We start from the raw sequence: 23,643 nt of genomic DNA, 5'->3' as shown, positions 1-23,643 counted from the left end.
CTTCGCTATCCTGCGGCGCCGGACGAGTTGTGCGTTTCCTGGCTCCAGGTGGGCATGGTGGGGGAGCCGGGGGCAAGCCGTTGGCCTCCGCTTCTGCTTCGACCAGGTCGATCCAGTGCCGAACGGTTTTACGTGTGAGCTCAAATTTGGCGGCGGCCTGGGCAATGTTGAGCTTGCCCAGATGAATTTCAGCCACCATTTGGCGCATGGAAAGCGCGTGCTTTTGCATACGCAAGTCAGACAGTGATGCCATAAGTTAACCAAGTTTTTGGTCAACTTTTTCTAGGACGAGACATACGCTGTTTTTCCAAACGCTGGGCTTTGCGGTGCTGATGGTCCTGCTGGGCCTGTCGGTGCCGGGCTGCATCAACCCGCCCGATTACCCCGATACGCCAGAAATTGAGTTCCAGCGCATCAGCATCCAGTCGATTCTCAAGCAGGGCAGCCCCTTCGACAGTATCAACATAGCCATCAGCTACCGTGATGGCGACGGCGACCTGGGCCTGGGGCAGAACGATACGCTCCCGCCCTTCAATCCGCGGCTGCCTGACAAATCGCCTAACCCTAATACGCTGAACTACTTCTGCCAGGCGCAGATTCGCCAGACCGATGGCACGTATGTAAACTACGACCCACCGGCCGGTACGCTCAGTGGCCGCTACCCCAACCTGACGCCTGAGAGCCAGGCCGACCGGAAGGCGCCGTTGCGGGGCGAGATATATTACGGCATCCTGTTTTCTCCGATTGGTTCGCCGCCGCCCGGAACAGTTATGCGGTTTAAAGTGAGCATTCAGGACCGCGCCTTGCACCGCAGCAACGAGGTGCTAACGGACCCCATCACCATCCCGCAATAACCCCATTTGCCCTGAAGCGTATGGGCAAAGCGCCCGCCCCAGCAGTTGCCGGGGCGGGCGCTTTGCGTTACGGGCCGCCGCTTAGTAAATGGCCGGGAAGCGCTTGGGGTCGGCTTCCTGCATCATTTCGTACACGGCATCGAACACATCCTCGGCATTGGGCTTGCTGAAATAGTCGCCGTCGGAGCCGTAGGGCGGGCGGTGCGCCTGCGCCGAGAGGCAGCGCGGCTGCGAATCGAGGAAGCGGTAGGCCTGCTGCTCGTCGAGCACCTGCTGCATCATGAAGGCGGTGGCGCCGCCTGGCACGTCCTCATCGGCAAACAGCACGCGGTTGGTGCGCCGGATGCTGTCCACAATCAGGTGGTCGGTGTCGAAGGGCAGCAGGGTCTGCACGTCGATTACTTCCACCTTGATGCCCACTTCGGCAAGCTGGGCGGCGGCGTCGAGCACGATGCGGCACATCGAGCCGTAGGTGACGATGGTGAGGTCGGCGCCGCGCAGCAGGGTTTCGGGGCGGCCCAGCGGCAGCATAAAGTCGCCGGGGTTCCGGGGCATTTTCTCCTTGAGCCGGTAGCCGTTCAGGCACTCAATCACGATGGCCGGCTCATCACTCCGCAGCAGCGTGTTGTAGAAGCCGGCCGCCTGGGTCATGTCGCGCGGTACGCACAGGTGCATGCCGCGGATAGAGCCCAGAATCATCTGGATGGGCGAGCCCGAGTGCCAGATACCTTCGAGCCGGTGGCCGCGGGTGCGCACAATCAGCGGGGCCTTCTGGCCGCCTTTGGTGCGGTACTGCAGGCAGGCCACATCATCAGAAAGCGGCTGGATACCGTAGAGCAGGTAGTCGAGGTACTGGATTTCGGTGATGGGCCGCAGCCCGCGCATCGAGGCGCCGATGCCCTGCCCGATGATGGTGCACTCACGGATGCCGGTATCGGTCACGCGCAGCTCGCCAAACTTCTCCTGCAGGCCAGCAAACGCCTGGTTTACGTCGCCGATGCGGCCCACATCTTCGCCGATGGCAAAGATGCGCGGGTCGCGCTCGAAGTTGGCTGTGAAGCAGGCCTGCAGCACCTCGCGGCCATCAACGGCGGCGGCATCGGCGGCGTACTCCACTTCCACTTCCTCGATGTTGCCCACGGCTTCCTCGCTCTGGCTGAACAGGTAGGAGTTGTAGCGGTCGGCGTTATCGGCCAGAGCCTGCTCCAGCCAGTGCTGCAGCTCGCGGCGGCTGCCGCTGTGCTGGCCGCGCACATTGCGCAGGGCCTTGCGCACGGTGCGCACCAAATCGGCGCGGATGGGCGTGGTGTTGTGCTTGAGGGCTTCTACCAGTTCGTGGAGCTGGTTTTCGGTGCCGGTTTCGGCTACCAGCTTGTTCAGCAACTCCACTACCTCATCGCGCTCCTGCTTGATGGGGTTGAAGAACTCCTGCCAGGCGGCCGTGCGGGCTTCTTTCACTGTTTGCTGGGCTTCTTTCTCGATGGCATCCAGCTCTTCGGCCGAAGCGTGGCCCTCGGCCAGCAGCCACTCGCGCATCTTCAGCAGGCAGTCGTGGGCCTGCTCCCAGCTCAGGCGCTCGGCGTTCTTGTACCGCTCGTGCGAGCCCGAGGTGCTGTGGCCCTGCGGCTGCGTGACTTCGCGCACGTGGATGAGCGTGGGCACGTGCTGGCTGCGGCAGATGTCGGTGGCGCGCTCGTAGGTTTCGAGCAAAGCCGGGTAGTCCCAGCCATTTACGCGGTAAATCTCGAAGCCGTCCTGGCCCTCGCCTTCGCGCTGGAAGCCCTTCAGGATTTCGGAAATGTTCTGCTTGGTGGTTTGGTACTCGGCGGGCACCGAAATGCCGTAGTGATCGTCCCAGACGCTGACGAGCATCGGAATCTGGAGCACGCCGGCCGCGTTGATGGCCTCGAAGAACATGCCCTCCGAGGTGCTGGCGTTGCCGATGGTACCGAACGCCACCTCGTTGCCGTCCACCGAAAAGTCCGAAAATTGGTGCAGCTCGGGGTTCTGGCGGTAGAGCTTGGAGGCGTAGGCCAGGCCCACGAGGCGGGGCATCTGGCCGCCGGTGGGCGAAATATCAGCCGTCGAGTTTTTCATCTCGGCCGAAGGGCGGAACTGGCCGTCCTCGTCGAGAAAGCGGGTGCCGAAGTGGCCGTTCATGGCGCGGCCGGCGGTGGCGGGCTCGGCCTCCACATCGGGGTGGGCGTAGAGCTGGGCGAAGTACTGCTGCAGCGTCAACTCGCCGATGGCCAGCATGAAGGTCTGGTCGCGGTAGTAGCCGGCGCGCCAGTCGCCGGCCCGGAAGGCGCGGGCCATGGCCAGCTGGGGCAGCTCTTTGCCGTCGCCGAAGATGCCAAATTTGGCCTTGCCCATGAACACCTCCTTGCGGCCGGCCAGCGAGGCGTGGCGGCTTTCCCAGCCCAGGCGGTAATCGTGCAGGAAATCGGTTTTGGTGAGCGAGGCAACGGGCACAGGCGCGGTGGCAGTCGAAGCGGTGTCGGTAGTGGGCATAGACAGAGGCGGCGGGTGGGATGGAAAACCGGGAGCGATAGAGGGGTAGGCGCCCGCTTCCCGGAAAACAGGCCTACAAAAGTACGGATTTGCCGCCGATGCCGCGGCGGCCGGGTTTGGTTGAGTATCTTTGAGATACGCCGCGGCGGTGTATTCCTGTCATCCTTCATCTTGCGTCCGCTTGCGAAGGATCTATACAGAAGCTATTATTCAATGTTACCCTCTGTATAGGTCCTTCGCAAGCTCAGGATGACAGGCGGGTTCTGGCCGCCTGTCACCTTCCAACAATTTTCTGCCATGAAACACCTGCTTTTTCTGCTGCTCAGCTTCGCCACGCTCACGGCCGCCCGCGCCCAGGGCGTACTTACTTTCCAGGGCGAGCAGCACGATTTCGGCTCCATTCCGGAGGGCACGATGGCCGCCCACGAGTTCCGGTTCAAGAACACCGGCAACCAGCCCATCATCATCGCCAATGTGCAGGCCAGCTGCGGCTGCACCACGCCCGACTGGACCAAAACCCCCATTCTGCCCGGCAAAAGCGGTATGGTGAAGGCCGTGTACAGCAGCGCCGGCCGGCCCGGCGTGTTCAACAAAACCGTGACGGTGGTCAGCAACGCCACTACGCCCAGCGCGGTGCTCACCATCAAGGGCAACGTGCTCAACAAGGAGCAGATGCGCTCCAGGCTCACGCCGGCCCAGCTGGCCCAGTCGCCGCGCCTGACGCTGGACCGCACCCGTTACGACTTCGGCAAGGCCGAGGCCGGGCAGACGCTCACGGCCCGCTTCAAAGTAACCAATACCGGCAAGCAGGACCTGGTGCTGAGCGCCATCACGTCGCAGTGCTACTGCGTGGGCTACCGCAACGTGCCCTCGCCCATCAAGCCCGGCGAAACGGCCGTGGTGGAGCTGGTGTACAACCAGCGCCGGGTGGGCCAGCAGCAGGAGCCCGTCGTCATCACCAGCAACGACCTGAACGGCGACGCCAAGCTGCTGCTCACGGCCGACCTGGTAAAGGACCTGAACGCCGGCAGCATGGTGAAGGAAAGCGCCACCTCGGTGCCGTTTAAGTAAGGAGTGCGCAGCGGGGTGAGCCGCTTGTCATGCTGAGCGAAGCGAAGAATCTCGCGTGCAATGGTAACTTCTCATAGCAGAATTACTTTGGCACGCGAGATTCTTCGCGCTGCTCAGCATGACAAGCGGCTCATCGTCTCGCTCCCTCACCCCGCAATTCTAAGCGCCAACTTCTCTATCTTTGCCCCGCGTTAACCCACCCATTTACCCCACCCCTTTTTCCTGCTGTCAGCCATGCTTATCGGCGTTCCTAAAGAAATCAAAAACAACGAAAACCGCGTGGCGCTGACGCCCGGCGGTGCGGCCGAATTTGTGAAGTACGGCCACGAGGTGTACGTGCAGGCTACGGCCGGCGAAGGCAGCGGCTTCTCGAACGAGGAGTACGAGCAGGCCGGCGCCACCATTCTGCCCACCATTGAGGACGTGTACGCCAAGGCCGACATGATTATCAAGGTGAAGGAGCCGATTGCCTCGGAGTACCCGCTGGTAAAGGAAAACCAGCTGCTGTTCACCTACTTCCACTTTGCCTCGGGCGAGGAGCTGACCCACGCCATGATCAAGAGCAACTCGGTGTGCCTGGCCTACGAAACCGTGGAGGCGCCCAACCGCGCGTTGCCGCTGCTGATTCCGATGAGCGAAGTGGCCGGCCGCATGGCCCCGCAGGAGGGTGCCAAGTACCTGGAGAAGCCCCTGAAAGGCCGCGGCATTCTGCTCGGCGGCGTACCCGGTGTGAAGCCGGCCGAAGTACTGGTGCTAGGCGCCGGCATCGTGGGCACGCAGGCCGCTAAAATTGCCGCCGGCTTCGGTGCTCAGGTGACCATCATGGACATCAACCTCAACCGCCTGCGGGAGCTGGATGATTTCATGCCCAAAAACGTGACCACCCAGTACTCGAACGATTACAACATCCGCGCCGCCGTGAAAACGGCCGACCTCGTGATTGGGGCCGTGCTGATTCCGGGCGCCAAGGCCCCGCACCTCGTTACGCGCGACATGCTGAAGACTATGAAGCCGGGCGCCGTGCTCGTGGACGTGGCCGTGGACCAAGGCGGCTGCATCGAAACCTGCAAGCCCACGACCCACGAAAACCCGACCTTCATCATCGACGACATCGTGCACTACTGCGTGGCCAACATGCCGGGCGCCGTGCCTTACACCTCCACGCTGGCCCTCACCAACGCCACGCTGCCCTACGCCCTCAAGCTGGCCAATCAGGGCTGGCGCGTGGCCTGCCTGCTCAACGACGACCTGCGCCTCGGCCTGAACGTGGTAAACGGCAAGGTGGTGTACAAGGGTGTAGCCGATGCTTTCGGCCTGGAGCTGACCGACGTGCTGAGCGTACTCAACGAAAACTCGCTGGTCGAAGACAGCTCGTACCACACGGCGTAAACTGCTCGTTGCTTAACCTGAAAAGCCTTTCCCGCCCCGTGCGGGAAAGGCTTTTCTGTAAGAATACACTGCCCCCGTTTTGCGGTAGTACACCCATTAAAATCGAGGGCGACTTTCGCACCTGACTTCTCATGAAAGGAATAATTTACACCGGTGGCGAGCTGACCGACCTCGTGACGCTGGCGCGGCTGCCAACCTATTTGCAGGCGTTTCTGCGGGCCCGGAATGGCGTGGTGGCCTACTTCGGCGGGCTGCACATCCGGGGCTGCGTGGCCGCGCCGGGCTGGCACGCGCTGGCCCAAGTCTGGCAGGGCGAGCAGGCGCTGTGGCGCACGTATGGCGAGCTGCGCAAGTCCGACATTCCGTTCGGGCAGGATTGCGTGGGCAACCAGTTTCTGCTGCGCGGCGACGCGGTGCTGCTGCTCGATACCGAAACCGGCGAGCTGGCCGACCTCGACGTGGACTTCAAGCACTTCCTGTTCGGGGCCGAGAAGTTTCCGATGGATGCCCTGGGTCTGGAGCCGCTGCGCACCTTTCAGCAGGCGGGCGGCGTGCTGCAGCCGGGGCAGCTGCTGAGTTTGTATCCGCCGCTGTGCCTGGCCACCAACGGCAGCACGCCTGCCGCCACCAAAGCCGTACCGGCGGCCAAGCGGCTGGACTGGCTGGCCGATTTCTACCGTCAGATAAAGGATTTGCCCGACGGCCAGGCCGTAACGCTGGCGCCGTTGTAACCGACTGCAGGCACCAAGGAGCGGCCCGTGCCCGGGCTGTAGCGACACGACCCCTCGCGTCTTGGCGTTGAACGACCGACCCATGCGCCGCGGCCTAAACAACATCAGCAACGCCGAGGCGCGAGGGGTTGCGTCTCTACAACTGGCTCAGCAACCTAAAAAAGTACTCCTGTCTGCTGATAGCTTATTACTAGCCTATGCCCACTGAGTTTTTACGTCTGCTGGTTCGTCGATTTGCGCTGCTGCTGGGGGCGTATCTGCTGCTGCGGGCGGGCTTTTTCGGGCTGAACTACGCCGTGTTCCGCGAGGCGCCGGCGCAGCAGGTGGCGCTGGCCTTCTGGCACGGTTTCCGGTTCGATTTATCGGCGCTGCTGCTGCTCAATATTCCGTGGCTGCTGCTGAGTCTGGTGCCCAGTCGGGGCCAGGGCTGGCAGCGGCTGGTGCGGGCGGTGTACTTGCTGCTCAACGGCTTCGGGCTGCTGCTGAACCTGGTCGATTGGGAGTATTTCCGCTTCATTGGCCGGCGCACCAGCAACGAGCTAAGCACCATCGGGGCCGATGTGCAGCGGCAGGCGGGCCAGCTGCTGCTCAGCTACTGGTGGCTGCTGCTGCCCTTCGGCGCGCTGCTGGCGACGCTGTGGTATTTCTACCCGATGCCTAGGGCTGAGCGGCAAGCTGACGAAGGGAAGCTACAAGCTGCAAGCCGCAAGCCACAAGCTGATGGCCGAAAAGGCTGGTGGCAAGGAAAAAGGCTTATGGCTTGGGGCTTGCAGCTTGCAGCTATAGCCGGCCTAGTGGTGCTCGGCATCCGGGGGGGCTTGCAGCTGAAGCCGTTGCGCACCGGGGCGGCCTTCGTGCAGCAGCCGGCGGTGCTGGGGCATCTGGCGCTCAACAGCACGTTTACTTTCCTCAAAAGCCTGGGCTACGCGGCACCGGAGCGCAAAAGCTACTTTGCCACGAAACAGGCCTTGCAGGCGGCCCTGGCGGCCCGGCCGCTGCCGAAGCGGGCCACCGCGCCGCTGCCAGGCCGCAACGTGGTCATCCTCATTCTGGAAAGCTTCGGCTCGGAATACAACGGCGTGGAAAACCCCGGCCGGCGCGGCTACACCCCGTTTTTCGACTCGCTGGCCACCCAAGGCGGCGGCCTGCTGCTGCCCGACCACTACGCCAACGGCCGCCGCTCCATCGAGGCGCTGCCGGCCGTGCTGGCGGGCCTGCCCAGCCTGATGGAAACCTCCTTCATCACCTCCGATTTCCAGACCGACGAGCTGCACGGGCTGGGCAGCCTGCTGGCCCGCCACGGCTACCAGACCAGCCTGTTCCACGGCGCCCAGAACGGCACGATGGGCTTCAACACGTTCGGCGGCATGGCCGGCATGCAGCAGTACTTCGGGCTCGATGAGTACCCCGGCGCGGCCGGCAGCCCCGATTTCGACGGGCACTGGGGCATTTTCGATGAGCCGTATCTGCAGTATTTCAGCCAGCAGCTGAGCCGGCAAAAGCAGCCATTTTTCAGCACCCTGTTCACGCTGAGCGCCCACGAGCCGTTCGGGCTGCCGGACAAGTACCGGGGCAAACTGCCCACCGGCCCGCTGGCCATTCAGCCCACCATTGCCTACTCCGATTTGGCTCTGCGGCGCTTCTTCGCCACGGCCCGCCGCCAGCCCTGGTACGCCAACACGCTGTTCATCCTGCTGGCCGACCACACCTCCCAGTCCGACGCGCCCGGCTACCAGAACGTGCTGGGCGAGTACAAAACGCCAATGTTGCTCTTCGCGCCCGGCCAAACGCTGCCGGCCGTATCCCAGCCCCGCATCAGCCAGCAGGCCGACGTGCCTGCCACCGTGCTCGACCTGCTAGGCCTGCCCGCCGAGGGCCAGCTGCTGCCTTTCGGCTCGTCGGTGTTCGATACCGGCACCAGCGGTCGGGCCCTTTTCTCAAGCGGCGGCAGTTACTGGCTGGTGCACGCCGATTACGTAACCGAGCTCACGGCCGACAACCAGGTGCGCCTCTACCCCTACCGCCGCCACCAGCTGCCCGCCAGGCCTCTCTCCCACCCCGACTCCGCCAAGCTGCGCCAGTATGGCGACGAGTTGAAAGCCTGCGTGCAGTTTTACCTGAACGGGCTGGCCGACAACACGCTGTATAAGTAACGACTATTCCGCAGCCGGCCGCAGGTAGTAACGCGAACTTTGCAGTTCGCGCCCTCGCGCCGTTAACGCCATTCCAACGGTGCGGGGTCGCGAACTGCAAAGTTCGCGTTACTACCTGCGCCACATTCTATATTCATCTTTTATACAGACTTTTCCTTTTGGAACACCTCTTCATCACCGGCATCGGCACCGACGTGGGCAAAACGCTCGTGGCGGCCATCCTCACCGAGGCCCTGCAAGCCGATTACTGGAAGCCTGTGCAGGCGGGCCTGACGCCCACCACCGACGCGGGCACCGTGCGCGGGCTCGTCACGAATCCGGTCAGCCGCTTCTGGCCCGAGCGGTACCGGCTGGCGCTGCCGGCCTCGCCCCACGCCGCCGCTGCCGCCGAGGGCCTGCTGCTGCGACCCGACGATTTCGAGCTGCCCGCCACAACCAACCACCTCGTGGTGGAGGGTGCCGGGGGCCTGCTGGTGCCGCTGGCCCCCGGCTTTTCGGTGGCCGATTTGGTGCAGCGACTGGGGCTGGCAGTGGTAGTGGTGTCGCGGCACTACCTGGGCAGCATCAACCACACGTTGCTGACGCTGGAGGCGCTGCGGATGCGGCAGATTCCGGTGCGCGGCCTCGTATTCAACGGGGCGCCTAACCCGGCCACCGAGGAGGCCATTCTGAGCTACTACGATGGGCCGGTAATGCCGCGCATATTGGAGGAGCCGGCAGTATCGGCCGCGGTGGTGGCGCGGTATGCGGCGGAGTTTCGGGCGTGGTTTAATCACTGATTTACGCTGCTTTTTTGGCTGATTCCGCTGGACTATTTTACCAGAACAGCTCTGCGTACCTCTGCGAAAACCTCTGCGCACCTCTGCGGGAAACGCTACCTGGCCTACCTTTGCGCCCATGCCTACTCTTGCTGAACGCGACGCCTCCGTGCTGTGGCACCCCTACACCCAGATGCAGACTGCCCCGCTGCCCATTGCCATCACCCGGGGCGAGGGCAGTTGGCTGGTGGCCGAGGATGGCACCCGCTACCTCGACGCTATTTCGTCGTGGTGGGTGAATTTGCATGGGCACGCCCACCCGCACCTTGCGGCCCGCGTGAGCGAGCAGTTGCGCACGCTGGAGCACGTGCTGTTTGCCGGCTTCACGCACCCGGCCGCCGTCGAGCTGGCCGAGCAGCTGCTGGAAATTCTGCCCCAGAACCAGGCCCGCGCGTTCTACTCCGACAACGGCTCGACGGCCGTGGAAGTGGCCCTGAAAATGGTGCTCCAATACTTCCACAACCAGGGTCAGCCGGCGCGGCGCACGTTTATTTGCTTTCAGAACTCCTACCACGGCGACACGTTCGGGGCCATGGCCGTGAGTGCACGTGGGGCCTTCACCGAGCCGTTCTGGCCGCTGCTGTTCGACGTGGAGTTCATCGACGTGCCAGTGCCGGGCCGTGAGGCCGAAGTGCTGGCCCAGCTCGACCAGCTGCTGCAGAACCCGCAGGTGGCCGGCTTCATCTTTGAGCCCCTAGTGCTGGGCACGGCCGGTATGGTAATGTACGAGCCCGAAGTGCTGAGCGAAATGCTGCGCCGCTGCCACGCGGCCGGCGTTCTGGCCATTGCCGATGAGGTGATGACCGGCTTCGGCCGCACCGGGCCCCTGTTTGCCAGCAGCCTGCTGACCGAGCAGCCCGACCTGATGTGCTTTTCAAAGGGCCTGACCGGTGGCACGCTGGCCATGGGCCTGACCACCTGCGCCGCGCCGGTGTACGCCGCTTTCCTGAGCGACGACAAGATGCGGGCGCTTTTCCACGGGCACTCCTACACGGCCAACCCCGTGGCCTGCGCCGCCGCTTTGGCCAGTCTGGAGCTTACCCGCGCCGAAGAATGCACCCAACAGCGCCAGCGCATCGCCGCCGCCCACGCCGCGTTTAAAGCCGAAATTGAGGGCCAGCCGGGCATCCGGGCAGTGCGGCACCGGGGCACCATCCTGGCCGTGGAGTACGACCCGGGCGAGGGCACCAGCTACTTCAGCCGCCTGCGCGATGCCTTCTACCAGCTCGCCCTCGACCACCACGTGGTGCTGCGGCCGCTGGGCAACGTGGTGTACCTGCTGCCGCCCTACTGCACCACCGACGCCGAGTTGGCGCTGCTCTACGCCGTGCTGCGCCGCATGCGCGAGCTGATGCTCGACTTCGTGCCCGCCGCCAACCTGCCCCATATCCTGCATGACTAACTCGGATTCGGACCTCGTAATCGTTATCCGGGGCCGAGGCCGCGTATCAGCACTGGGGCTTGGTTTAGATTGGAGCGCCCCGACCACCTCACCCTTCACGCAGCACCCGGCAGGCTTGCCCGTAGCCGCCCTGCCGGCCGCCGCCGAAGCTGCCGTGGCCGAGTTGCGCCAGTCCCACCCCGCCTACCGCCAGCTCGACCGCACCGTGCTGCTGGCAATGCTGGCCGCCCGGGCCGCTGCGCGGCAGAATAAACGTCATTCAGAGCGAAGCGAAGAATCTCGCTCGGAGTCATCGCACCTATTTGCAACGATTCCGAGCGAGATTCTTCGCTTCGCTCTGAATGACGTTCCGTTAGCTGACACCAATCAACTGCAACTGGCCGTCAGCATCGGGAGCAGCCGGGGCGCGACGGGGCGGCTGGAGGAATTTCATGCGGATTTTCTGGCCGACGGGCGGGTGCCGGCCGCCGCTTCACCCCTCACAACGCTGGGCAACGTGGCCAGTTGGGTGGCCTTTGATGCCGGGCAGGCCGGCGCGGCGGCGCTGAGCCATTCGAGCACCTGCAGCAGCGCGTTTCAGGCCCTGGGCAACGCCGTGGCTTGGCTGCGCGCCGGCATGGCCGACCGGTTTCTGGCGGGCGGCGCCGAGGCCCCGCTCACCGATTTCACGCTCGCCCAGATGCGGGCCATCGGCATCTACTCGCCCCGGGGCGCCGCCGACTGGCCCTGCCGGCCGGGCGCGGGCCGGCCCTCCACGTTTGTGCTGGGCGAGGGCGCGGCGGTTTTCGTGCTGGAGCGCGGCAGCCGGGCGGCGTTGCGGGCCGCCGGCGAAACGCTGCCGCTGCTCGAAGGCGTGGGCTTCGGCTTCGAGGCGCTGGGCAGCAAAACCGGTCTTTCGGCCGACGGCCAGCACTTTCAGCAGGCCATGCGGGCGGCGTTGCGGCAGGCGAACATCAGCCCTACCGAGGTAGATGCGGTGGTGCTGCACTCGCCCGGCACCCCCGCCGGCGACGCGGCCGAGCGGGCGGCGCTGCGGGCCGTATTCGGCGAGCAGCTGCCGCTGCTGCTGTCGAACAAGTGGCTGCTGGGACACACGCTGGGCGCCTCGGCTGCCTTGAGTCTGGATTTCGCTTTGCACGTGCTCGAAACCCAGAGCTGGCCTACGCCACCCTTTGCCACCGACGTGAATGGCCCGGACGAGCGGCCGGTACGACGGGTGCTGGTGAATGCGGCCGGCTTCGGCGGCAACGCGGCGAGCGTGGTGGTGTCGTTGGGAATGTAGCGCGAAGCTCCCGCTTCGCGTATCGTTGAACGGAATCGTTGTAGCGTCAGCAACGACACGCGAAGCGGGAGCTTTGCGCTACTTCCCCAACTCCGTCCTATATTTCCCTCTTCCAACCACAACCCGCCCCTTATGTCCCGCCCGCTACTCCTGCTGCTCGGCCTTAGCCTGCTGACGACTCCCGTTTTCGCCCAGATCCAGCCCACCAAAGCGCCCGACCCGCTTATCCTGCAGATGGTGCAGCAGGTGTCAGAAAAGAACCTGCGCGACGACATCGACAAGCTCGTGAGCTTCGGCACGCGCCACACGCTTTCCGATACCAAAAGCAAAAAGCGCGGCATTGGGGCGGCCCGGAATTGGGTGGAAAGCGAGTTTCGCAATTACAGCAGGGCCAGCGGCGGCCGACTCAAGGTCGAGCAGGACACGTTCACCATCAAGCCCGACGGCCGCCGCATCAACCGGCCGGTGCTCATGGCCAACGTGATGGCCACGCTGCCCGGCACCGACCCCACCGACACGCGCGTGTTCATCGTCAGCGGCCATATCGACTCGCGGGTGACCGACGTGATGAACGCCACGGCCGACGCGCCGGGCGCCAACGACGACGGCTCGGGCACGGTGGCCGTGATGGAGCTGGCCCGCGTGATGAGCCAGCAGCAGTTTCCGGCCACCATCATTTTCGTGGCCGTGCAGGGCGAAGAGCAGGGCCTGTATGGCTCGACGCACCTCGCTCAGCGGGCCAAAAAAGAGGGCTGGAACCTGGTAGCCATGCTCAACAACGACATCGTGGGCAACTCGACCGGCCACGACCCCACCATCAAAAATACCACCCAGCTGCGCGTGTTCAGCGAAGGCATTCCGGCCGCCGAAACACCCGAGCAGGCCCGCCTGCGCCGCACGCTTTCGGCCGAAAACGACTCGCCCAGCCGCCAGCTGGCCCGCTACGCCCGCGAGGCCACCCGCCAGTACGTGCCCGGCCACGAGCTGGTGCTGGAGTACCGCCCCGACCGTTTCCTGCGCGGCGGCGACCACCTGCCCTTCAACCAGCAGGGCTTCACGGCGGTGCGCTTCACGGAGATGAATGAGGATTTCCGGCACCAGCACCAGGATTTGCGCGCCGAAAACGGCGAGGAGTACGGCGACCTGGCCAAGTTTATGGACTTTACTTACCTGCGCCAGAACGCGGGCGTGAACCTGGCCACGCTGGCCAGCCTGGCGCTGGCCCCGGCCGCCCCGCGCAACGTGGGCGTGCTCACGGCCAAGCTCACCAACCGCACCGAGCTGCAGTGGGAGGCCCCCGCCGCGGGCGAAAAACCGGCCGGCTACTACGTGCTTATGCGCGAAACCAGCGCCCCCGAGTGGCAGCAGAAGTTCTTCGTGAGCGACCTCAAAGCCGATTTGCCCTACAACAAGGACAACTTTATGTTTGGCGTGGTGAGCGTGGACGCCGAGGGCCACGAGAGCCTGCCGGTGCTGCCCACGCCGGTGCGGTAAGCTTCCTGATCCAATCAACGAATACAGGGCCACGACGCAGCTCCTTGCGTCGTGGCCCTGCCTTGCCTTTGTCATAAGCATGTCCCTGCCCGCGCCTGTTCAGTTCAAATACCCCTGGCGGGGCTACCAGCAGCGAATTCTGGACGAGCTGAGCGCGCATCTGGCCAACGACCACCTGCACGTGGTGGCTCCGCCCGGCTCGGGCAAAACCGTGTTGGGCCTGGAGGTGCTGTGCCGACTCGGGCAGCCCGCGCTGGTGCTGGCCCCTACCCTCACCATCCGCGACCAGTGGGTGGAGCGTTTCTGCGAGCTGTTTCTGGCCGACGCCACCCGGCCGGTCTGGCTTTCAACCGACTTGCACCAGCCGGCCTGGCTGACCATCAGTACCTACCAGGCGCTGCACGCCGCCTGCGCGGAGCCTGCTGCCGATGCAGCGGATGCCGGCTCAACCAAAGCCAGCCATACCGGCCAACGTGCGCGCGGCCCGGCGGCGCTGGTGCAGCGGCTGCGGGCGCAAAAGCTGGGGACGCTGGTGCTGGATGAGGCGCACCACCTGCAGAATGCCTGGTGGCGCAGCCTGATGCAGGTGAAGGAACAGCTGGCCCCGACCGTAGTCAGCCTGACGGCCACCCCGCCCTACGACGTGTCGGCGGTTGAGTGGGAGCGGTATTGCGACCTGAATGGGCCGGTGGATGCCGAAATAACGGTGGCCGAACTGGTGGCGGCCGGCGACCTGTGCCCGCATCAGGATTACGTGTGCTTTTCGGAGCCCACCGGCACCGAAGGCCAGCAGCTGCAACAGCTCCACCACCTGCTGCAGGCCGAGTACGAGGCCCTGCGGCAGGACCTGGCGTTGGGAGCCGCGCTGGCCAGCCACCCAGCCCTGCAGGCCCCGCTCAGCCACCTCGACTGGGTATACGGCCAGCTGCCCAGCTTCGCGGCCAGCCTGATTCTGCTGCATTCGCAGGGCCAGCCGCTGCACCCCGACCAGCTGGCCGTGCTCGGGGTGGCGCCGACGCAGGTGCCCCCGCTCACGCCCGAGTGGCTGGAGAAGGCCGTGCAGTTTTATTTGTTTGAAGACGGTTTCGAGGTGGCCCACCACGCCCACCGCCAGGCCCTGGAGAAGCGCCTGCGCCAACACGAGCTGCTGCAGGGCAAACGCCTAACGCTTCGCTTCCATCCCCAGCTCGACCAGCTGCTGGGCACCAGCCTGAGCAAGCTGCACGCCATTGGACAAATCGTGGAGTTCGAGCAAGCGGCGCTGGGGCCCGCTTTGCGCCTGGTAGTGCTCACCGACTATATCCGGCGCGAATTTATGCCGGCCACGCCTACGAATGAGTTGCCGCTCAACCGGCTGGGCGTGCTGCCGGTTTTTGAACTGCTGCGTCGCCAGCCGGTGCCGGGCCAGCGCCTGGGCGTGCTTACGGGCAGCGTGGTGGTGCTGCCGACCGCCGCCTTACCGGCCCTGCAGGCGGCAGCCCCCCACCAGCCGCCGCTGCCGGCCCGGCCGCTGCCCTACGATGCTGCCTACTCGCTGCTGCTGCCCCCGGCCAACCGGCAAACCGAGGTGGTAGGCCTCGTCACGAAGCTGTTTGAGCAGGGCCACATCACCACGCTTATTGGTACGAAGGCGCTGCTGGGGGAAGGCTGGGATGCGCCCTGCCTCAACACGCTGCTACTGGCCAGCTTCGTGGGCTCGTTTGTGCAGTCGAACCAGATGCGGGGCCGGGCCATTCGCACCGACCCGGCCCGGCCGGCCAAGGCCAGCCACATCTGGCACCTGGCCTGCCTCGACGCGTACGCCGCCAGCGGCGGCCCCGACCTGGAGCTACTGCAGCGGCGGTTTCGGGTGTTTGTGGGCGTCACGCTTCCGCCCCGGCCCCCCGCCCTGGCCGAGGGCCTGGCCCGCCTGGGTTTGCCCAGACGGGCGGGGCAGCTGGATAGGGTTCCGGCGCCCGATGTGCCAACGGCCGAGGCATCCGCCGCTGCGCCACCATCGGCCCAAACCCTCAACGCCCCCACCTTTTCCCACGCCGCCGACCGGCCGGCGCTGGTTGAGCGGTGGCGCACGGCCCTGAAGACCGGCTCGCAGTTGGTGCCCCAGCTACACGTGCGGCCCACCGTCAATTTGCCCGAAAGCCTGCCCCGGCTCCGCCGCATGTCCCTGCAACGTACTCTCGCTTACCTGTTGGCCGAGCTGGGGGCCGCAGTAGCGCTGTTTGCCAGCGAAACCCTTACCAGTTTGCTTCGCTCCCTGCGGCCCGGGCACTCGTGGGCAGAGTTGCTGCTGTTCCTGAAAATAGCGGCCGTTACCGCGCTGGTGGTGTTTGGCCGGCGGCTGTGGCGGGCGCTGCGGCTCTACCTCACCTACCGCGACATCGGGCGCGACGTGGAGCCGATTGCGCGGGCCCTGCTCGCGGCCCTGCGCCAGGCGGGCCTGGTGCAGGGTGGGGCCGACCTGGAAACAGTGGTCGAGCCCGCCCCCGATGGCAGCGTGACCTGTTACCTGCGCGGGGGCAGCACCCACGAAACCAGCCTGTTTCTGCGGACTCTGGCCGAAGTCCTCGACCCGCTGGACAACCCCCGCTACGTGCTGGAGCGGCAGAGCACTTTGTGGCAGCTCATCGCCCAGCGCGACTACCACGCCGTGCCGGAAGTGCTGGGCCGCACCAAAAAGGAAGCCGAAACCTACGCCCGTTTCTGGCGCCAGTATGTCGGCCCCTGCCACCTCCTGTATACCCGCACGCTTGAAGGCCGCGAGCAGCTGCTGCAAGTGCGCGGCCGTACGCTGGCCGCTGCGCTGGCCCCGCGGGCAAAGCCCCGCAGCCGGTGGCAATAGGCAGCTTTCAAGTTGGCCCGGCGGGCCGGGCTTTCGGCTGAGGTGGCAGCAGTGGCCAAAAAGTCACTCAGCTTACCAGTTTTTCAATTCATTTTATTGAATATCCCGAATCCGGAGCGTACTTGCGGCCGCTAATGCGCCGGGGTTGCCGGCTTGCTCCTATGCTGACTTCTGTTTCCACATTCTCTTCTCTCGCTTGCGCCCGCCTTTCGGCCGGGGCCGGGGAGGCGTGTGGGCAGGCGGCCGGCAGTAAATTGATGGGCAAGAAATCGAAGAAACGCACCCCGACCCGACCGTCGCACTAGTTCACTGTACCTGATTCTGAACGTTTTCCGCGCCGGTCCTTTCGAGGGTCGGCGCTTTTTTTTGGCCCGGACGAAACGATGCTTCGTCTCACAACTGTTTTTTCATGAAGATTTTGAAGTTTGGCGGCACGTCCGTCGGGTCGGCGCAGCGGATGCGCGAAGTGGCGGAGCTGATGCACGCGCCGCACCTGCAGCGCCGCCTCGTGGTGCTCTCGGCCATGAGCGGCACCACCAACGCGCTGGTCGAGCTGGCCGGTTTGCTCTACGCCCGCGACGCGGCCCTGGCCGCCGCCGCCCACCTTGCCCAACTGCGCCAACGCTATCACGAAGTAGCCCACGAGCTGCTCGGCACGGCGGCCGCGGCCGTGCTGCCTTACCTCGACGAGTCGTTCCAGACCCTGCACGAGCTGGCCGCGGAGCCGCTGTCGGCGGCCGGTGAGCGGATTATCCTGGCCCAGGGAGAACTGCTGAGCTCCCGGCTGCTGCACGGCTACGTTACGCAGGTGCTGGGCCGGCCGGCGGTGCTGCTGCCGGCGCTGGAGTTCATGCGCCTCGGTGCCGATGGGGAGCCCGATGCCGCCGCCATCCGGCAGGGGCTGGCCGCCGCGCTGCTCCCCTACCCCCACGAGGCGCTGTTCATCACCCAGGGCTTCATCTGCCGCGACGCCCACGGCCACATCGACAACCTCAAGCGCGGCGGCTCCGACTATTCGGCTTCGCTGATCGGGGCGGCCCTGGAAGCCGAGGAAATCCAGATCTGGACCGACATCGACGGGCTGCACAACAACGACCCGCGAGTGGTGGCCGGCACGTATCCGGTGCGCGAGCTGTCGTTTGATGAGGCCGCCGAGCTGGCCTATTTCGGGGCCAAAATCCTGCATCCCAGCTCGGTGCTGCCGGCGCGGGCCCACGGCATTCCGGTGCGGCTGCTGAACACGATGCAGCCCGACGCGCCCGGCACGCTTATTTCGGCCCGCACCGGCCCCGGCGCCATCAAGGCCATTGCTGCCAAAGACGGCATCACGGCCATCAACGTGAAGTCGAGCCGGATGCTGCTGGCCCACGGGTTTCTGCGGAGTCTGTTCGAGGTGTTCGAGCGCCACTGCACGCCCATCGACATGATTACGACCTCGGAAGTGGCGGTTTCCCTGACCATCGACGACGCCGGCCGCCTGCCGCAGATTGTGGCCGAACTGCAGGACTTTGGCGTGGTGGCCGTCGATGAAAACCAGAGCATCATCTGCCTCGTCGGCAGCCTCACGCAGGATGCCAACGGCAGCGCCCACCGCGCCTTTGCCGCCCTGCGCGATGTGCCGGTGCGCATGATCAGCTACGGCGGCTCGCCCAACAACATCAGCGTGCTGGTGCGCACCGAAGACAAGGTGCGCGCCTTGCGGACGTTGAATGCGGACCTGTTTGAGGATATTGAAGGCAACCATCTGTCATCCTGAGCTTGAGAAGGACCTATACAGAAGCTGACGTCAAATATTACCTTCTGTATAGGTCCTTCGCTCTGCTCAGGATGACAGGTTTTTTCTCCCAGTTCACGACACCCCAGCCCCTAACAACCCCCATGCCTTTCCAGCTTCCCGCTGAATTTTTGAATCAGCCTACCCCCTTTTACTACTACGACCTCGGCCTGCTCGACCAGACGCTGGCGGCCCTGACGGCTGCCGCCCGGCCGGGCAACTTCCGGGTGCATTACGCCCTCAAGGCCAATTCCAACCTGCCCATTCTGGAACGAATAAAGCGCGCCGGGCTGGGGGCCGACTGCGTGAGCGGCGGCGAGGTGGCGCGGGCCCTGGAGGCCGGTTTCGGGGCCGACGACGTGGTATTTGCCGGCGTGGGCAAGTCGGATGCGGAAATAAACCGGGCGCTGGCGGCCGATATTTTCTGCTTCAACGCCGAGTCGGTGCCCGAGCTGCGGGTGCTGAACGAGCTGGCCGGAGCGCAGGGCCGGCGGGCGCGGGTGGCGCTGCGCATCAACCCCAACGTCGACGCCTACACCCACCCCCACATCACCACGGGCCTCGACGCCAACAAGTTCGGCATCAGCCTGCCTGACCTGGTCGGCGTGCTGGAGCAGCTGGAGCAGCTGCCCCACGTGGAACTGCTGGGTTTGCACGCCCACATCGGCTCGCAGATAACCGAACTGAGCGTATTCGCTGCCCTCAGCCGCAAGCTCAACGACCTGCAAACCTGGCTCGAAGACCGGGGCCACCACCTGCCCCACCTCAACGTGGGCGGCGGCCTGGGCATCAGCTACGAGCAGCCCGACGAACACCCGATTCCTGATTTCGCCACCTACTTTGGGCTGTTCGAGCAGCACCTGCAGCGGCGGCCGGGCCAGCAGGTGCACGTGGAGCTGGGCCGCTCGGTAGTGGCGCAGTGCGGCACGCTGCTCAGCCGGGTGCTTTACGTGAAAGAAAGCCAGCACACGCGGTTTGCCATTCTCGATGCGGGCATGACCGAACTCATGCGCCCGGCCCTCTACGGCAGCCACCACCACATCCAGAACCTAAGCAGCCACCGCCCCGAGCTGGCCTACGACATCGTGGGTCCCATCTGCGAATCGACCGACACGTTCGGCCGCGCCCGCCTGCTGCCCGAAACCCAGCGCCACGACCTGCTGGCTATCCGCTCGGTGGGCGCCTATGGTGAAGTCATGTCGTCGGGCTACAACCTGCGGGAAAAGGCCGCGGCGGTGTACGGCTCAAGGTGATTTGGTGACGTGGTGATTTAGTGATTTGGTTAGGGGGCAGCCCCGGAGGGGCGACATATTGGTAGCCGTGACGTAACCAGAAGTAGAAAAAGCCCCAGCGGGGCGGCACCAACCGCTGAACGAGGGGTGTCGCCCCGCTGGGGCTTTAACCTGAATAGATGCCGACCTGCTACCAATATGGCGCCCCTCCGGGGCTGCCCCATCACCAAATCACCACCTCACCAAATCACCACCTCACCAAATCACCAATACACCACCCATTTGCCCAGCTTTTCCTGGTGCTCGAAATTAGCCAGCAGCCAGCGCCGCTCGGGTTTCAGCTCGCCTTTCACCAGCAGCACGGGGTGGCTGGCCAGCAGCCAGCGTAGCGGGGCCTCAGCTTCGGGCTGATTGAGGTAGAGCAGGTAGCGGTGCCAGCTGGTGCCGGGCTCGAACTGGGTTTCGCGGTTGAGGTTGTGGTTGCCGTCGTTGAGGAACACCGGCAGCGTGCCCAGCTCGAAGGCCAGCGACGGCAGCAACTCGTCGTAGACCACTACCTGACGGGCTTGCAGGCCCTGCTGCCGGATGAAATCGGCCAGCGGGCGGCTGCCGTTGAAGGTCAGCTCGTTCTGCTGCATAATGGGCTTGGCCGAAATCAGCAGGAAAACCGTGAAAATACTGGTGGCCACCAGCAGCCGGGGCGCAATGCGCACCTGGTTCCAGACGGTGAGCGTGAGCACCAGCGCAACCACCCCAACGGCGGGCCGGAGCGAGGCGATGGGATGCACCTCCAGGCCCAGCTCGAACACGGCCGCCAGCACCGGCAGCAAACACAGCGCCCCCAGCAGCAGCCCGAAAAAAGCCAGCATGCCCACGTACCAGCGGTGCAGCGCGGCCTCGGTGCAACGGCCCAGGTAGTAGGTTGTGAGCAAAGCCACGCCCGGAAAAATGGGCAGCACATAAAGCAGCAGCTTGGAGCTGGAAAGCGAGAAGAACAGCAGCGGCATCAGCACCCAGAAAATAAGCACGTTGCGCCACTGCCGCGGCACCGTGGCCCAGGGCGTGCGCACGGCCCGCACCACCAGCGCCACCGCCCAGGGCAGGCTGGTAGCCGGCGCCAGCACCACGTAAAACCACCAAGGCTTGCTGCGGTTGAAAGTGGCCGCGTTAGCAAAACGCTCCACGGTGTGCTCGTACAAAAAGTAGCGCACGAAAGCTGGGTTTTCGGCCACCAGGTAGCCGTACCAGCTCAGCCCCACCACCACAAACAGCGCCAGCCCCAGCGCGTGGTGCACCGTGAAGGGCCGCCGCGCCAGTCCGGTTCGCTCGGCGGCCGGCAGCCGGAAGTAGGCGCCCGCCACGGCCATCAGCGGCAGCACGAAGCCCACCGGCCCCTTGGTGAGAAACGCTAGCCCCAGCCCCAGCCAGAACAGGTACAGCCAGCGCACCCCGCCGCCATGATAGTAGCGCAGGATGCCGTAGGCCGCCGCTAGCTCCAGCGTAGCCAAGTATACATCGGTGGTCACGTTGAGGGCCGAGATGAGCACGACCGGCAGCGAGCCGTAGATGACGGCCGCCGCCAGCGCCCGGGCCCTATCCTGGCCAAACAGCAGCAGACCCAGCGCGTACATCAGGCCCACCTGCGCCAGCACGGCCAGCACCGGCAGCAGCCGCACGCCCACCGTATTCAAGCCAAACAGCCCCAGCCCCGCCGCCGTGGCCCAGTACGTGAGCGGCGGCTTGTGGAAGTGCTGAATGCCCAGCAGCCGCGGGTGCAGCCAGTCGCCGCCCGTCAGCATTTCCCGCCCGATTTCGGCGTAGCGGGCCTCGCTGCTTTCCAGCGGCCCCCAGCTACCCAACTGCCAAGCAAAGGCCCCACCCAGCACCAGCAGAAACAGCCACAGCCAGCGGCGCGAAGTCATTGGGAAAGGCATGGGGCGTTGGGTTAGTGGAGTGATGAGGTGAGGGGGTAATAGGGTGAGCAAAGGTAGCCTGTGAGGGCGATGAAAAAACGTCATTCAGAGCAGAGCGAAGAATCTCGCGTGCTGACGTTGCAACGGTAATCCAACGTCAGCACGCGAGATTCTTCGCTGCGCTCTGAATGACGTTCATTTTCCCCTTACCTCCTCCCCTCATTACCTCATCCCCCGATTCACCGCCGTACCTTTGCGGCATGAACCTTCTTTCTGCCGAGAACCTCTCCAAGAATTACGCCGACCGTTGGCTGTTTAAAGACCTGAACTTTGGGCTGCTGCAGGGCCAGCGGGTGGCCTTCGTGGGCATCAACGGCACCGGCAAAACCACCCTGATGCGCATTCTGGCGGGCCTGGAGCAGCCCGACACCGGCCTGGTGAGCACCCGCAAGGGCATCCGGGTAACCTACCTGGGCCAGCAGCCGGTGTTTGATGAGACGATGACGGTGGAGGAAACCATCTTCGCCAGCCAGAACGACACGCTCAAGGCCATCAAGGAGTACGAGCACGTCGTGAACGACCCCGACCATAAGGCCGACGATTTGCAGCGGGTGCTGGAGCGCATGGACTCGCTGAATGCCTGGGACTACGAGGCGCAGGTGCAGCAGATTCTGAGCCGCCTGGGCATTTTGGGCGAGTTGCTGACGCGCAACGTGAGCAAGCTTTCGGGCGGGCAGCGCAAGCGCGTAGCTCTGGCCCGGGTGCTGATTGAGGAGCCCGACGTGCTGCTGCTCGACGAGCCCACCAACCACCTCGACCTAGCCACCATTGAGTGGCTCGAAAACCGCCTGTCGTCGCCCAGCCTCACGCTGCTGATGGTGACGCACGACCGGTACTTTCTGGACAGCGTGGCCAACGAAATCGTGGAGCTCGACAAGGGCCAGATGTACCGCTACCAGGGCAACTACGCCTATTTCGTGGAGAAGAAGGCCGACCGCGAGATGCGCGAAGCCACCGAGGTGGAGAAGGCCCGGCAGCTGTTCAAGAAGGAGCTGGAGTGGATGCGCCGCATGCCCCAGGCCCGCGGTACCAAGCAAAAGGCCCGCATCGACGCCTTCTACATCACCAAGGAGAAGGCCAGTACCAACCTGAGCAAGCAGAACGTGGAGCTGAGCGTGAAAACCACCCGCCAGGGCGGCAAAATCATCGAAGCCAGCCACCTCAACAAAGCCTTCGGCGACAACGTGGTGCTCGACGACTTCAGCTACGTGTTCAAGAAAAAGGACCGCATTGGGCTGGTGGGCCCCAACGGCGCGGGCAAGTCCACGCTGCTCAACATGCTCACGGGCAAGCTGCAGCCCGATTCCGGCACGATTGAAGTGGGCCAGACCACCGTGTTCGGCTACTACACCCAAACGGAGCTGGAGTTCGACCCCAGCCAGCGCGTGATTGACATTGTGAAAGAAGTGGCCGAAGTGGTGGAGCTGGCCAACGGCGACGTGCTCACGGCCAGCCAGTTCCTGAGCTTGTTCCTGTTTCCGCCCGCCCAGCAGTACACGCTGGTTTCCAAGCTGAGCGGGGGCGAGAAGCGCCGCCTGCAATTGCTGCGGGTGCTCATCAAAAACCCCAACTTCCTCATTCTCGACGAGCCCACCAACGACCTCGACCTAGGCACGCTCAACATCCTCGAAGACTTCCTGCTGCACTTCAGCGGCTGCCTGCTGATTGTGTCGCACGACCGCTACTTCCTCGACCAGCTGGCCGAGCACCTGTTCGTGCTGGAGCCGGGCGGGGCCGTGCTCAACTTCCCCGGCAACTACACCGACTACCGCGAGTACCTGGCCGAGCGCGAAACCGAAGCCACACTGTTGGAAGAGGAAAAAGCTGCCAAAGCCGCCCGCGCCGAGGCCAAAGCGGAAGCCGCCAAGCCCGCACCGGTAGCCGCGCCCGCCCCGGCCGCCGCCCCCAAGCGCCGGGCCTCCTACGCCGAGAAAAAGGAGTACGAGCAGCTCGAAAAAGACATGGCCGCCCTTGAAACCGAGAAGCAGCAGCTCACCGCCAAGCTCAACGGCGGCAGTGCCGACGAGTTTGCCACCTGGGGCGCCCGCCTCGGCACGCTCACGCAGGAGCTGGAAGAGAAAGAGCTCCGCTGGCTGGAGCTGGCCGAGCTGGTATAAAGC

General features: G+C 64.7%; 16 protein-coding genes. 13 read left to right on the top strand and 3 right to left on the bottom strand.

The genetic code is table 11. The annotated features are described in order from the left end of the window. A partial coding sequence (locus H145_RS24235) for a helix-turn-helix domain-containing protein (protein ID WP_240471711.1) occupies window positions 1-253 on the bottom strand: 253 nt, incomplete at its 3' end. 79 nt (window positions 254-332) lie between these two features. On the opposite strand from H145_RS24235, the gene H145_RS0115630 reads away from it, so the two are divergent. Beyond that, window positions 333-854, top strand: coding sequence for a hypothetical protein (locus H145_RS0115630; protein ID WP_019949098.1), 522 nt, complete (start codon window positions 333-335; stop codon window positions 852-854). Window positions 855-935: 81 nt separating this feature from the next. Here H145_RS0115630 and H145_RS0115625 read toward each other — a convergent pair whose 3' ends face one another. Then, complete coding sequence (locus tag H145_RS0115625; RefSeq protein ID WP_019949097.1) at window positions 936-3,365, bottom strand: thiamine pyrophosphate-dependent enzyme; 2,430 nt, start codon at window positions 3,363-3,365, stop codon at window positions 936-938. Between the two features lie 297 nt (window positions 3,366-3,662). On the opposite strand from H145_RS0115625, the gene H145_RS23435 reads away from it, so the two are divergent. The 11 genes from H145_RS23435 (at window position 3,663) to lysA (ending at window position 19,571) form a co-directional block, all read left to right on the top strand. After that, window positions 3,663-4,436, top strand: a complete 774-nt coding sequence (locus H145_RS23435) for a DUF1573 domain-containing protein (RefSeq protein ID WP_019949096.1) — start codon at window positions 3,663-3,665, stop codon at window positions 4,434-4,436. A 234-nt stretch (window positions 4,437-4,670) separates the two neighbouring features. Next, entirely contained in the window at window positions 4,671-5,825 is a 1,155-nt protein-coding gene (ald, locus tag H145_RS0115615) for an alanine dehydrogenase (RefSeq protein ID WP_019949095.1), read from the top strand. Window positions 5,826-5,956: 131 nt separating this feature from the next. Then, the gene (locus tag H145_RS0115610) at window positions 5,957-6,556 is read left to right on the top strand and encodes an SMI1/KNR4 family protein (RefSeq protein ID WP_019949094.1); all 600 of its coding nucleotides are present in this window, start codon (window positions 5,957-5,959) and stop codon (window positions 6,554-6,556) included. A 197-nt stretch (window positions 6,557-6,753) separates the two neighbouring features. Then, complete coding sequence (locus H145_RS0115595; RefSeq protein WP_019949093.1) at window positions 6,754-8,709, top strand: LTA synthase family protein; 1,956 nt, start codon at window positions 6,754-6,756, stop codon at window positions 8,707-8,709. 158 nt (window positions 8,710-8,867) lie between these two features. Next, on the top strand, window positions 8,868-9,488 hold the full coding sequence (gene bioD, locus H145_RS0115590; protein WP_019949092.1) for a dethiobiotin synthase: 621 nt from the start codon (window positions 8,868-8,870) through the stop codon (window positions 9,486-9,488). Window positions 9,489-9,606: 118 nt separating this feature from the next. Further along, window positions 9,607-10,929 carry an adenosylmethionine--8-amino-7-oxononanoate transaminase gene (gene bioA, locus H145_RS0115585; RefSeq protein ID WP_033426331.1) on the top strand — a complete coding sequence of 441 codons (1,323 nt, stop codon included), beginning with the start codon at window positions 9,607-9,609 and terminating at the stop codon, window positions 10,927-10,929. Then, window positions 10,922-12,211 carry a beta-ketoacyl synthase N-terminal-like domain-containing protein gene (locus H145_RS22950; protein ID WP_033426330.1) on the top strand — a complete coding sequence of 430 codons (1,290 nt, stop codon included), beginning with the start codon at window positions 10,922-10,924 and terminating at the stop codon, window positions 12,209-12,211. Before bioA ends, H145_RS22950 begins: the two co-directional genes overlap by 8 nt. A 132-nt stretch (window positions 12,212-12,343) precedes the next feature. Continuing rightward, the gene (locus H145_RS0115575) at window positions 12,344-13,705 is read left to right on the top strand and encodes a M28 family metallopeptidase (protein WP_019949088.1); all 1,362 of its coding nucleotides are present in this window, start codon (window positions 12,344-12,346) and stop codon (window positions 13,703-13,705) included. A 79-nt stretch (window positions 13,706-13,784) separates the two neighbouring features. After that, window positions 13,785-16,544 (top strand): DEAD/DEAH box helicase family protein, encoded by a 2,760-nt coding sequence (locus H145_RS0115570; protein WP_019949087.1) that lies wholly within the window; start codon window positions 13,785-13,787, stop codon window positions 16,542-16,544. 409 nt (window positions 16,545-16,953) lie between these two features. Then, window positions 16,954-18,300, top strand: a complete 1,347-nt coding sequence (locus tag H145_RS0115565) for an aspartate kinase (RefSeq protein WP_019949086.1) — start codon at window positions 16,954-16,956, stop codon at window positions 18,298-18,300. Window positions 18,301-18,449: 149 nt separating this feature from the next. Then, the gene (gene lysA / locus H145_RS0115560) at window positions 18,450-19,571 is read left to right on the top strand and encodes a diaminopimelate decarboxylase (RefSeq protein ID WP_026351553.1); all 1,122 of its coding nucleotides are present in this window, start codon (window positions 18,450-18,452) and stop codon (window positions 19,569-19,571) included. A gap of 242 nt (window positions 19,572-19,813) precedes the next feature. Here the strand turns inward: lysA and H145_RS0115555 are convergent, their stop codons facing one another. After that, window positions 19,814-21,484: an ArnT family glycosyltransferase gene (locus tag H145_RS0115555; RefSeq protein ID WP_169513201.1), complete on the bottom strand. Its 1,671-nt coding sequence runs from the start codon at window positions 21,482-21,484 to the stop codon at window positions 19,814-19,816. 239 nt (window positions 21,485-21,723) lie between these two features. Between H145_RS0115555 and H145_RS0115550 the strand changes: the two genes are divergently transcribed. Continuing rightward, window positions 21,724-23,640, top strand: coding sequence for an ABC-F family ATP-binding cassette domain-containing protein (locus tag H145_RS0115550; protein WP_019949083.1), 1,917 nt, complete (start codon window positions 21,724-21,726; stop codon window positions 23,638-23,640). Window positions 23,641-23,643: the final 3 nt, after the last annotated feature.

This window comes from Hymenobacter aerophilus DSM 13606 (assembly GCF_000382225.1).
Classification (GTDB): Bacteria; Bacteroidota; Bacteroidia; order Cytophagales; family Hymenobacteraceae; genus Hymenobacter; species Hymenobacter aerophilus.
The sequence above is the reverse complement of the archived record's forward strand: the minus strand, read 5'-3'. Positions and strand labels throughout refer to the sequence as shown.